This is a genomic window from Paracoccus sp. (in: a-proteobacteria), from assembly GCF_030536915.1.
GTDB lineage: Bacteria > Pseudomonadota > Alphaproteobacteria > Rhodobacterales > Rhodobacteraceae > Paracoccus.
This window is the reverse complement of record NZ_JAUNPC010000031.1, coordinates 18223-30480: the sequence shown is the minus strand read 5'-3', so window position 1 is coordinate 30480 and position 12258 is coordinate 18223. Positions and strand designations below refer to the sequence as shown.

9 protein-coding genes are annotated in these 12258 nt (G+C 69.0%); 2 read left to right on the top strand and 7 right to left on the bottom strand.

Features of this window, described 5'->3' with window-relative positions; genetic code table 11:
• The first annotated feature begins 158 nt into the window (after positions 1 to 158).
• The gene (locus tag Q4F04_RS07535) at positions 159 to 734 is read left to right on the top strand and encodes a histidine phosphatase family protein (protein WP_303369220.1); all 576 of its coding nucleotides are present in this window, start codon (positions 159 to 161) and stop codon (positions 732 to 734) included.
• A gap of 19 nt (positions 735 to 753) precedes the next feature.
• On the opposite strand, the gene Q4F04_RS07530 is transcribed toward Q4F04_RS07535, so the two are convergent.
• The 7 genes from Q4F04_RS07530 to Q4F04_RS07500 all read right to left on the bottom strand — a co-directional run bounded on the left by Q4F04_RS07530 (position 754) and on the right by Q4F04_RS07500 (position 9939).
• Positions 754 to 1578: a sugar phosphate isomerase/epimerase gene (locus tag Q4F04_RS07530; protein WP_303369219.1), complete on the bottom strand. Its 825-nt coding sequence runs from the start codon at positions 1576 to 1578 to the stop codon at positions 754 to 756.
• Between the two features lie 348 nt (positions 1579 to 1926).
• Complete coding sequence (locus tag Q4F04_RS07525; RefSeq protein ID WP_303369218.1) at positions 1927 to 2562, bottom strand: LysE family translocator; 636 nt, start codon at positions 2560 to 2562, stop codon at positions 1927 to 1929.
• A 7-nt stretch (positions 2563 to 2569) separates the two neighbouring features.
• A complete protein-coding gene (locus Q4F04_RS07520; protein WP_303369217.1) occupies positions 2570 to 3601 on the bottom strand; it encodes a hypothetical protein in 1032 nt (343 codons plus the stop codon).
• Positions 3602 to 3863: 262 nt separating this feature from the next.
• On the bottom strand, positions 3864 to 6614 hold the full coding sequence (locus Q4F04_RS07515; protein WP_303369216.1) for an AAA family ATPase: 2751 nt from the start codon (positions 6612 to 6614) through the stop codon (positions 3864 to 3866).
• Positions 6615 to 7676: 1062 nt separating this feature from the next.
• On the bottom strand, positions 7677 to 8636 hold the full coding sequence (locus Q4F04_RS07510) for an aldo/keto reductase (protein WP_303369215.1): 960 nt from the start codon (positions 8634 to 8636) through the stop codon (positions 7677 to 7679).
• Between the two features lie 219 nt (positions 8637 to 8855).
• The gene (locus Q4F04_RS07505; protein WP_303369214.1) at positions 8856 to 9806 is read right to left on the bottom strand and encodes a mechanosensitive ion channel family protein; all 951 of its coding nucleotides are present in this window, start codon (positions 9804 to 9806) and stop codon (positions 8856 to 8858) included.
• Positions 9793 to 9939 (bottom strand): hypothetical protein, encoded by a 147-nt coding sequence (locus tag Q4F04_RS07500; protein ID WP_303369213.1) that lies wholly within the window; start codon positions 9937 to 9939, stop codon positions 9793 to 9795. Before Q4F04_RS07500 ends, Q4F04_RS07505 begins: the two co-directional genes overlap by 14 nt.
• A gap of 775 nt (positions 9940 to 10714) precedes the next feature.
• Between Q4F04_RS07500 and Q4F04_RS07495 the strand changes: the two genes are divergently transcribed.
• Positions 10715 to 12124, top strand: coding sequence for an APC family permease (locus Q4F04_RS07495; protein WP_303369212.1), 1410 nt, complete (start codon positions 10715 to 10717; stop codon positions 12122 to 12124).
• Positions 12125 to 12258: the final 134 nt, after the last annotated feature.

Sequence of the window (12258 nt, the reverse complement as noted above, 5' to 3'; positions counted from 1 at the left end):
CAGGGCTGCCGAACAAGAGCGTCCGGCCTTCCGCGATCGCGCTTTTCCCCGACCGGGCGCCGCCCGTCACAAGGATGATCGAACCCATGGAGATCCCCTGCCTTTGCCTCGCCGATGCTTAACCACAGCGGCGCCGATGACTGAAGGGCCGCTGCGCGATGCCTGAGGCCAAGGGCGCGGAAATCATCCTGATCCGCCACGCGTCCGTGGCCGGAGGAGGGCGCCTTGCCGGCCGCCTCGACCCGCCCGCCGACCTGTCGGACCGAACAAGGATCGCGGCCGTCGCGGCCCGGCTGCCTCGGGGCGCGCGGCTGACCAGCTCTCCGGCGCGGCGCTGCCTGATGACGGCGGGGGCGCTGGTGCCCGGCCTGGCCCCGAGGCTGGACGAGAGGCTGTGGGAACAGGACTTCGGTGACTGGGAGGGGCTGGGCCATGCGGAGCTTCCCGACCTCGGCCCCCTGAGCCCCGAGGCTCTGGTCGACCACCGCCCGCCCAACGGCGAAAGCTTCCGCGCGCTTTGCGCCCGCACCCTCCCCGCCCTGCTGGACCTGGCCGCCCATCCGGGGGGCCAGGTCGTGACCGCCCATGCGGGCACCGTCCGCGCGGCGCTGGCCCATGCCACGGGCTCGGTCGCCGGGGCGCTGTCCTTCCAGGTCGCGCCCTTGTCGCTGAGCCGGTTCCATGTCGGCCCGCAGGGGCAGTGGTCCGTGGCCGAGGTCAACTGGCAGCCCTGAACGCAGCCCGCGGCCGCGCCTAGCGCGCCAGCCCCATGTCCCGCAGCCGGGCGATCGACGCGGGAATGCCCGCCTTGTCGCTCAGTTCCAGGATCAGGCGCGGCATCGCGGGCGCTTCGGACAGCGCCCGGAACACGGCCGCCCAAGGGATCGAGCCATCGCCTACGCGCCAGTGACGGTCCGCATTGCCGTCGCCATCATGCAGATGGACGTGCTGCAGCAGGTCGCCCGCGCGGCGGATGAAGAAATCCACCGGGGGGGCCTGACCCACGCCGTTCATGAAATGCGCGTGCCCCGTATCGACCGACAGCGCCACGGCCTTCGAGCCGAAGCTGCGGACCAGTTCGGCGCGGATATCGGGGTCCTTGTCCTGCACGTTCTCGATCACCAGCGTCACGCCCAAGGCCTCGGCGCGCGCGACCGCCGGGCGCAGGCAGGCATGGCAGTTCGCGATGATCCAGTCATGGGCCGAGCGCCAGGCGAAATGATCCAGGTTGTAGTGGTCCCACAGCGTATAGGGCGAGTGGATGACCATCTGCGACGCCTCGAGAAAGGCGCAGACATCCAGCGCCTGATCCATGCGGCGGACGACGATGGCCTGCACGTCGGGGTCAGGGTTCGAGATGTCCAGCCCCCAGAACGGCCCGTGGATGCCAAGCCGCCCCCCGTGCCCGCGCAGCGCGGCCTGCGCCTCTTCGGCCAAGGGTCGCCAGTCGCCGGCCAGCACATCGGCCATGAAGAAATCATGCAGCTCGATGTCGCGCGGTTCGTCGCGCAGCAGGGCAGGGTTGGCGCGCAGGTCCGAAACCTGCGCCGCCAGGCCGAGAAGGGGGGGCTGTGACATTCACGCTCCGTCATCCGCTTTGCCCGCCCCATAGCGGATGACGGATGGTCTGGACAGGCGGGAAGGTCCGAAGGACCGGGGGCAGGGCGTCTCCCGCATGGCTGGATGAGCCATGGAAACGGATTCAGCGCAGGATGGACGCGCGGAACGCTTTCGCGCGGGTAAGTGGCGGAACCGGCGTGCATGAGGTTCGATCCTCTCCACTGCGTCTGCATGGCGGGATCGTGCGACAGCCGCCTCAGTTAGCAGTGCCAGTGAGCAGGCCGGCGCTTTCTTGCCGCATATGCGCCACGTCGTGACGATCAAGCCGTCCGCCGATGCCCATGCCCCCGGAACGCCCGAGAACCGTCATGGCGTCATCTGCGCCATGGGCGCCGAAAGGACAGAGGACAGGGCCATCAGCGAAAGTCCGGCCGCCGCGACCCGGCAGATGGCGCGGCGATGCTGCAGGGCGGCCGAGCGCATGGAGGATTGCGAGAACAGGACCGCGATCAGGCTGTACCAGGCGATGCTCATGGATATGGTCACGGCCATGAGGGCGGCGATCCCGTCATGGTCCCGGAACAGCCCCAGAAAGGTGATCGTGAACAGGGTCGCGCTTTGCGGCGCAAGGAAGGCGATGGCAGCCCCTTGGGCGAACAGGTCCAGCCGCAGCCGCGACGGGGGCGCAGCCGCATCGGCAACCTCGGTCCCTGCGGAACGAAGCAGCCGCCAAGCAAGCCAGATCAGCACGGCCGGGACAGCCGCCCGCATCGCGGAAAGCGACAGGCCCGGGGCAAGGTGGACCGCGCCCCAGGCGATGGCCCCCATCAGCGCGGCCGTTCCGCTGGCGATCCCGGCAAGCAGCGGCATCGTCCGCCTGAACCCGTGGAGCGCGGCATGGCCGCCCGTCGTCAGGGCGATGGGACCGGGGACGACCACGATCAGGATGTAGGCCGCCATGAACTGCAGCATGGCGGCCGACGCAGGTTGCAAGCCCCACATGGCGTCCTCATCGCATGCCCGCCGCCTGCCCGCCGGCCGCAAGCGTCTCGGGCATGACGGGGAAGGCGTCCGGCAGGTGGGGGACGCCGAAGACCTCGGGCCGGTCGGCATCCGAGACCAGCAGCGACGCTCCGGCGCCGGCGACCATCCCGGAGGGCACGATGGTGTCCATGCCCTCGGGATCGGACGCATGGACGACATGGACGAATCCAAGGCAGGCGTCGGGTCCTGGCCCGCTCTGATACGCGACGATGCGCTCGATTGCGGGCTGCGCCACGGCGACGATCGACCGCGGCCCGTCCTTGATCAGCGCAAGGCCGCCGATGTCGCGCGAGGCGTCCAGGCAGCCGCTGCGTCCCGCGGCCTCGAGCACCGGCTCGGGGCTGTCGGCGGACAGGTCCAGCGACCACAGGCCGGTCGTGGCGATGATATAGGCATGCGGGCCGCGGGCGGTCATGGCCTTGATCGGGCCGCCGAGGGTCCAGTTCCGGGCGCTCTCGAGCCTCGGGCTTTCCCCCTGCGGTTGCATGGACAGGGCGGACAATCCGCCGCTGGCCGTGCCCAGCAGGATTATGGCCCCGCCCGAGCCATCCTCTGCCGCGGCCAGGCGGACGGCGCCCATGGCGTCCGCTTCACGGGGCGCTGAAACCCGGATGACCGACGCTTCGGCCTGCCCGGCATCGAGACGCAGGAAGCCGATGCCGCGCGGTCCGACCCACATGGCATAGGACTGTGGCCCCGCTTCGCCCTTCAGCCGCAGCAGGGCGGCATCGGCGACGCGGCCTTCGCCGACCGCCAGCGCCTGGCCATGCGTGCCCAGGATGGACATCCTGCCGCCGGTATCGACGGCGACAAGGGATTGCCCCTCGCCCGTTTCCAGCCGGCGCGTGTTTCGCAAGGGCTCGGTCGGCAGTTCCGCGATGCGGACGGAATGGCCCTTCAAGGTCACGCCCAGCGGCGCGGCGATGGCAGCCATCGCGGGAAGCGCCGCCGCCAGGCAGAAGCAGGCGAGGCCGTATCTGTGGGTGATGCCAGTCATGATCGATCCTCCCGGTTCATGCCGCGCCCGAGCCGGGGTCCGATCCCCGTGGGGGCAGACGCGCGTTGCTGTAAAGATGAGATCGCAGGATCGGCCCGGCCGAGGTGACGCGCGCCGGGGCCGGAAGGCTGCCGTGCCTGAACATTCCCGCGGTTTGCGTGGCATCCGAAGCCCTCCTTCCGCAAGGCAGAGGGGACAGGCGGGCGATCCCCGACCCTTCAGGAAAGGATACGGGGAACGGTCCGGGCGCACATCGGTGCGGCTACCCGTTTTTGGGCCGGGAACACCCAGATTTTCCGGCATCCGTCCGGGAAACCGCGCTTGCCGCCGCTGCATCGGACGATTGCAGGTGGCGGGTGTCGGGCAGAAGCCAGGGGTCCTGCCGCAGCCGCAGCAACAGCTCCATGCGGTTGGCGGCGCTGAACTTGCCAAGCACGGCCGAGACATGATGCTCGATCGTGCGGGGCGAGCGCGACATGCGGCGCGCGATTTCCTTGTTGCCGATGCCCTGCGCGATCAGGACCAGCACCTGCTGTTCATGCAGGGTCAGTCCCAGCGGATGCTGCCGCGCGGCGGCATAGGGGCCGCGCCGCTGCGGGGGCATCGGGGCCGCCAGACCGTGGCGCGGGGCCGGGTTACGCCCAAGCGCCGCGGCAGGGCGGGCCTCGAGGGTCTCGAGGGTGGTGATGGCGGCGACAAGCGCCTCGGCTGCCTCGGGGCCGGTCGCCTGCAGGCCGGCCAATGCAGCCTCATAGGGCAGGCCGAGGCGGGTCCATTCGGCGGCGGCGGCCACCGGATCGCCGCGCAGCTCGGCGGCGCGGGCAAGCGGCAACTGCGCATCAGGGACCGGGGAAGCGAAGGGCAGGGCCATGCCGCATCGCCGCCACCACACCGCCATCTCGGCCAGGTAGGGCTGAAAATCGCCGAGGCCCATTCCCGCCAGCAGGGCGAGTTGGCGTTGCGCGGCTGCCATGTCTTCCGCCAGCCAGGCCGCCTCGGCAAGCGCCAGCCGCACCGGAATGATGCGCTGCGCCTCGCCCGTGACCAGCCCTTCGCTCAGGGCGCGATCCAGCAGGGCCGGGGCATCGCCTTCGCCGCGGCGCATGCGGACGGTGGCCAGCACCGTCAGGGCCGGCAGGTGCATGACCATCGGCAGCCGGTCCCGCGCCATGACCCCCTGGGCAATCGCCTCGGCGTCGCGGAACCGGCCCTGGTCCAGGCGAAGCTGGGCCTGCCTGCCGACAAGATATTGCGTGACCGAGTCAAGGTCATGCCGCAGGCAGAAGGCGATCCCCTCGGCCAGCAGGTCGTCGGCCAGCGCGAAGGCGCGCTCCAAGGTCGCGGCCTCGGCGAAGTTGGTATAGGCGCGGGCGGCGTCGTCATGCAGCTCGTGTTCAAGCGACAGCGCAAGGCTTTCCTGCAGCCGCTCGCGTCCGCCCGGGCGGCCCGCGAACATCAGGGCCGTGCCCACGTTGTTCAGCGCATGGACGCGGGTGCCGATCTCGCCCGGGCTGCCCGACAGGGCGATGGCCCGCTCGCCCCATGCCACGGCCTCGTCGAAGCGGTAATGCAGCATGTGAAGCTGCGAGCGCGTGCTGTAGGCCAGCGCAAGTTCCCGGCCCGGCGGCAGGGATTCCACCACGCGCACGGCTTCCTCGGCGCAGTCCTCGGCCAGCCGTCCCTCCCCCTGGCGCCAGTAGAGGCGCGACAGCCGCCGCAGGTTGGCGCTGACCCTGTCGGCCCGGCCGAGTTGCCGCCAGAGGGTGATGGCGCGCTGCCGCGCCGCGATGACCTCGGAGGTGAGCAGAAGGCTCAGGTCCGCCTCATAGGCCCAGTCCTGGTAAAGCTCGGCGGCAAGATCCGGCGCGGCAAGCCCGACATGGCGCAGCGCCGTCGCCAGATGGGCTGCGGCTTCCAGATGCGCGCCCATCCGGGCCGCCTGCCGCGCGGCCAGCGGGGCCAGTTCCAGCACCCGCTCGCCATTGCCCGCGCCGTCGGCGTGGTGGACCCTTGCCGCCAGCATCGCCTCGGCATGGGCGGGCGGTAGGGCCGACAGCGCCGCCTCGATCCGGGCATGCAGCGACCGGCGGGTGGAGGGGGCGAGCCGTTCCAAGGCAGCCTCGCGGGCAAGTTCGTGGCGGAAGGTGATGATCCCCTGCTCGTCCCGCTGCAGCAATCCGCGCGCCTCGCTGCGGTCCACGAGGGCGTCGGCCCCGTTTCCGACAAGGACCCGCAGCAGCCAGGGCTGGATGCCGCCGGGGGTGATGCTGACCGCCTCCAAAAGCCGGCGCTCTTCTGCGTCCAGCCGCGACAGGCGGGCCCAGACGGCATCGCGGATGGACCCCGGCAGGCGGCGCTGGGGATCGGCTTCGCCGTCGGACAGCAGTTCGGTGACGAAGAAGGGATTGCCCTGGGTGATGCGGTAGATGTCGGCAACGGGCCGCCCCGCCTCTTGCGCCAGCCGCGACACGCTTGCCTCGGACAGCGGCCGCAGGGTGATGCGGGCGACATCGCCTGCGGGAAGGTCGCCCAGCACATGGGACAGCGGGTGGTCGCCGTCCATCTCGTCGCTGCGGACGCTGATGAGCAGCAGCACCGGCAACAGGGACACCCGGCGCCCGAGATACTTCACCAGATCCAGCGTCGCCTTGTCGGCCCAGTGCATGTCCTCGAACACCAGCACGGTCAGGCCGGCCGCCTGCTGAAGCGCATGCAGCAGCGCCGGGAAAAGCCGTCCCTGCTCGGCGCCTTCGTTCAGCAGGGCCGTGACCTCGGGCCCGAGCGCCTCGGCCATGTCATGGACCGGCCCCAGCGGCCGGGGCGTGAACAGCGCCTCGCACCACCCCCACAGGATGCGGCCGCGCGTCCCGGCCTGGGCGGCAAAGCCCCGCAGCAGGGATGTCTTGCCGATGCCCGCCTCGCCCTCGATGACGATGACCCTGCCGTTTCCGGCCGCGGCGCGGGCAGCCGACACGCGGATCACCTCGAGGGGGCTCTTTCTTTCGAGCAGCATCTCACGATCCCTTGTCGTCCAAGACATACCAGAGATGCCGGCTCTCTCATAGATTGTCCTGAACGGAAGCGTCCGTGACGGCCTCAGCCGCCGTGCCGTGGCTGAAGGCTGCCGGCGGCCCGAGAGGACCGCTGCTGCTGAAAGCTCCATTCCCGCCACGGCCCGTTAGCCGCGCCGGACCGGCGGCGGAGATGCTGACCGTCGAGCCGCGACCAGCCTGCACGCGGTTGCGGACCCGGCCCGGCCCGAGAAAGCATGCAGAGGGTTTCCGGCATATCGGCCTGATGGCGGGCGCCGTCGCGATGATGTCGCCGCGTCCTGTGCGGGCAGGCACGGTCCGGTCCCAGAACGCGGCCGCAGAGCAGTTCTACCGGCATGTCCGCCAACAACATTTGCCATAGGCCGGCGGTTGCTGTCCGCAACCGGACCTTTTCGATGGACTGGCCCCGGCTGGCTGCGTGCGGTCGTGGGGCTGGATGCCTCCGGCGCGATGGCGGGGGCACCAGCACTCCATGCCCTGGCATTGCCAATTGTCTCACCCTGCGACATGACACCTGTCACAGCGGCTGAAAACCCGGCGCCCGCTGATCCGATCTTCAGGCGCACGGATTTGGGTGCAGACCGGCAAATAAAAGCTGATCGCACGAGGCATGCAGCATCTTCATTCGATATCCTGACGCCTTGGGTTTCTTCCGCGTCATCCGCCGGGGCGGGCGCAAGGAGATGGTGTTTTCTGCAGGAGCAGTGAAGTTGCGCCCCGCCTTCCGCTGGGAGCGGCTACTGGATAGGAGGGGGTGCCTCACTATCACCAAGGCGGTCCTTGTCGGTAAGCAGGGACCGGACATGACACTGACCCGGCTGCTGTAGCCGCTTCCGGGGCGGGGCAAGAGCAGCGCAAGCTGCTGGCGTCATGGACGTGATCGGCACATGCCAGTCAGCCGGCCTCGCAACTTGCCGGGCTGTGGCGTTTGTTCTGGATGACATTCGGCAGGCATGCGACGGGAAGTGCTCGGCAGCGCTCGCGTTGCGACCAGTGTCAGCGGCCGCACGCCTGCGCCGCCCTCAGCAGTAATGTTCCACGAAGGCCCTCTGGTGATCGCCATAGCGGTCGCCATGGGCGAAACCGGCCGGAAGGAAGCGCTCGATCTCTGCGATGTCCCCGGGGCCGAGATCCGGAACCTGCCAGTCGCGCAGATGCTCCGCCCTTCGCGTGCCGGGGATCGGGATGACGTGATCCCCCTGCGCCAGCACCCAGGCAAGCGCCGCGCCGGGGACCGTCCAGCCCCGCGCGGCGCACAGCGCGCGGAATGGCGCGATGACCGCGAGGTTGGCCGAGAAGTTCGGCTCGGTGAAGCGCGGGTTGGTGTCGCGGAAATCGATTCCCCTGCGGAAATCCCGCCTCAGCGGCTCGCGCCCGAACATGCCGCGCCCCAGCGGAGAGAAGGCCACAAAGGCCACGCCCAGTTCCCTGCAGGCCCGGATCAGCCCAAGCTGCGGCAAGCGCGTCCAGAGCGAGTATTCGTTCTGCACGGCGGTCACCGGATGCTCGGCATAGGCGCGGCGCAGGGTCGAGGGCGCGACCTCGGACAGGCCGTAGCCGCCGATCTTTCCCTCTGCGACCAGCCAGCCCATCGTCCCGGCGAGGTCCTCGGCGGGGATCTCGGGCTGGCGGCGGTGGATGTAGTAAAGGTCGATGTGATCGCGCCCGAGCCGCCGCAACGAGGCTTCGAGGCAGTGGCGGATATAGGCTTCGTCGTTGCGCACCATCCGCGGCGGGCCGGTGACGATGCCGCATTTGGTGGCGAGATGGATGTCCCGGCGTCCCCACCTGCCGATGATCCGTTCCGACAGGCCCATGCCGTAGATGTCGGCCGTGTCGAAATGGCTGATGCCGGCATCGACCGCCGCATCGAGGCAGGCCAGCGAGGTCGCCTCGTCCGTCGGACCGAAGATGCCGCCGAAGCTCATGGTGCCAAGGCCGATGGCCGCGACATGGCGGTTGCCGAGCCGTCTTTGTTCCATCTTCCTCTTCCTGTGCCGCGCTGCGGCAGGGAAGCGCGCCCGGTCGCGGTCGTCAAGGACGGCAGGACCGGGATCAGGCGGCAAGCCTCTGCTTCGGGAAGACTGTCGCGATCATTCCGCAGCGCCGGTGATCATGGAAAGGCGGCGCCAGCACGGGGGGCGGAAGCCGCCATTGCAGAGGGCCGGGGCCGTCGGCCATGCCCTGCCGCACGGGCAAGGTCAGGCCGCGCCCTCCACCTCCATCTCAGCACCGGCCGGGGCAGGGGGCGGGCTTTGCAGGATTATCGGGTCGGCCGTCAGCCGGACGCCCTTCTTCCGCAGGGCGGCGTCGACGCGGGCGAAGATCTCGGCCCGGCAGGCGAGTTCGCGGTCGTGGCGCGGCACCCAGTATTTCACCCGGTAGATGATCCCTGCCGGGCCATAGCTGAATACCTGAACCTCGGGCGGCGGGCCGGTCGTCAGGGTCCGCATCGGCACCAGCGCCTCGTCGATCATCGCCCGCGCCTCGGCCACCGGCAGGTCCCCGGGCAGGGTCAGTTCGACATGGTCGCGGTATTCCTGGCGCGGCGCGCTGAAGTTTGTGATCCTCTGGCGCGAGATCTGGCTGTTGGGCAGGATCACATAGGTGCTGTCGCGGGTGACAAGCCGGGTCGTGCGCCAGCCGATCTCCTGCACCCGGCCCTGGGCCAGGGTTTCGATCCGCACCCAGTCGCCGATGCGGAAGGGCGCCTCGAACCCCAGCGCAAGCCCCGAGAAGACGTCGGCCACGACGTTGCGGACGGCAAAGCCCAGCACCGCCAGCACCAGCCCCGAGCCGGTCAGGATGCCCGACAGGTCCTGCCGGAAGATCAGCGACAGGCTGACCAGCGCCGCCAGGGCGAACAGCACCGCCCGCAGCAGGTCCAGCGCCACCTTGGGCACCGGGCGCTTGCCCCTGGGCCGCTCGACCAGCCGGTTCAGCGCCAGCAGGTAGAACAGGTGCACCCCCGCGAAGATCGCAAGCGAGACGGCCCCCCTTTGCAGGGGGCTGCTCAGCCAGCCAAGGCCCAGTTCCGCCGGCAGAAGGGCGATCAGCGGCTCGGCAAGGACCGCCAGCAGGGTCAGGGCGATGAAGGTGACGAGGGCAGAGCGGCGCTGCGTGCGCGAGGGGATCAGGTCAGCCCTGGTCAAGGCGGTCCTCGATCGTGGCGGGAAGGGGCAGCCGGCTGAAGGGCGTGCGGCAGAGGGGGCAGCGATGGGCGGCGGCGCGGGGCACGCGGTTGCCGCAATGGGAACATTTCGCGGGAGGATAGGGCAGTTTCATGAGGACACCTGTGGTTGCAGAAGGACGGACACGCGCAATCACCCCGACCGCGCCCGCTGCAGGCCGCAGCTATCGCGATCGGGGTGGAACATGCGCCTTCTTACCGCGCAACGATCCCGCAGGTCTGCCCACGCGCCTCACCCTCGTTCCAGTTCGTGAAAGATTCGGGCCTTGTGGCCCATTGGGATCAATATAGGTATAAAATAATTGTTTTCAATAAGTTGTCTGCCGAACGGCGGAGGCGCCCTGCACAGCAAGGGTTGGGCAGCACGGCCCCGAACATCCGGCCGCGGCAGGTCGGATGCTATCCCATGACGTGGCGTGGCTGTCGTATCCCATAAGGCCTGCCGTAGTGCGAGAACCCTGCCCGGACACATGCAGCGCCCCGAGGAACGCACCCGCGTCCACTTGTCCAAGGCCGGGCTGCTTCAGAAAGGCCAAGGCTGAACCGGCCCCGCCCGGAACGGCCCTTGCTGTCCTCGGCAGCGCCAAGGCGGCAGGCCGAGCAACGTGGGACAGCCTGCCAGCGGATCAGCCGCTGGCAGAAGAATACCCCGATTCGGCGGCATGCAGGCAATGCCTGTCACCGGACATGTCCGGCTGAATCCGGCAGGGAAAGAAGCCCCGGACCTGTGCCACATGATGGCAGGTGAATTTTCTTGCCGCCGTGCAACTTGACGCACATTCTGGGATGGAAGCCAGTTGAGGGGGCGATATGTCTGACGCGCATCCGACCGAGGCCACTCCATCACGTCAACCTGAACTGCATCGCGTCATGGGACCGAAGCTGTTGCTGCTGTTCATCGTCGGCGACATCCTGGGGACCGGCGTCTATGCCCTGACCGGCACGGTCGCGGCCGAGGTCGGGGGCGCCGCCTGGGCGCCGTTCCTTCTGGCCTTTCTCGTCGCGACGATCACGGCCCTGTCGTATCTGGAACTGGTCACGCGCTATCCGCAGGCGGCGGGGGCCGCGCTTTACGCGCATCGCGCCTTCGGCATCCATTTCCTGACCTTCCTCGTGGCCTTTACCGTGATGTGTTCCGGCATCACCTCGGCCTCGACCGCGTCGAACGCCTTTGCGGGCTTCCTGAACGATGGCTTCGGGCTTGGCTTCACGAAGGGCAGCGCCGGCATCCTGCTGATCGCCCTCGGCTTCATGGCGCTTGTGGCGGCGATCAACCTCCGCGGCGTGGGCGAAAGCGTCAAGGCGAACGTCGTCCTGACCTGCGTCGAGCTGACCGGCCTGCTGATGATCATCTTCGTCGGCTTCTATGCCATGGCGCAGGGCCGGGCGGACTTTTCCGAAGTGATGGTCTTCCGGTCCTCCGAGGAAAAGGGCGCCTTCCTGTCCCTGACCGCCGCCACCGCGCTGGCCTTCTTCGCGATGGTCGGCTTCGAGGATTCGGTCAACATGGCCGAGGAAGTCAAGGACCCGGTCCGCATCTTTCCCCGCATCATGCTGACCGGCCTTGCGATTACGGGCGTCATCTACATCCTCGTGTCGATCTGCGCCGTGGCGCTGGTGCCGGTGGGCGATCTGTCCGACCCCGACAAGGGTTCCGCCCTGACGCAGGTGGTGCGGGCTGGCGCCCCGAACCTGCCCTTCGATACGATCTTTCCCTTCATCGGCATGTTCGCGGTCGCGAACTCGGCGCTCATCAACATGCTGATGGCCAGCCGGCTGATCTACGGGCTGGCACGCCAGGGGGTGCTGCCGCACGGCCTTGGTCTGGTCCATCATACCCGGCGCACGCCCTGGGTCGCCATCCTCTTCACGACGGCTCTGGCCTTCGGGCTGATCTATTTCGTCGTCACGCGATCGGACCTGCCGGCCGTCAGCCTGCTGGGGGGGACCACGTCGCTGCTGCTGCTCTGCGTGTTCACGGTCGTCAACATCTCGCTGATCGTGCTGCGCCGGCATCCTGCCGGCCATGCCCATTTCCGCGCGCCCTCGATCACGCCCTGGATCGGCGCGGCGACCTGCGCCTTCCTAGCCGGTCCCTGGGCGAGAAGTGCGGCGCAGATGGACCAGTACCGCATCGCGGGATGGCTGCTTGCCATAGGTCTGGTCCTGTGGGCGGCGACCTGGTTGTGGAACAGGGTGCTGCGCCAGAAGCCCTCTCCGGGCAGCATGGGCGATATTGAACGGATGCGGGAGCATCACGGCGACGCCCCGAGGAACTGACCGCAGGCAGTTGAACGCTGCCCCGCTGCGCGGGCGCTGATCATCGGCGATGGCTCGACTTCTGTTCCATCCTGTCCGGCGGCCATCACGAAGGCGTGCCGGGCGGGTGCCCGATGCGGCCCCGGTCAAGGGCT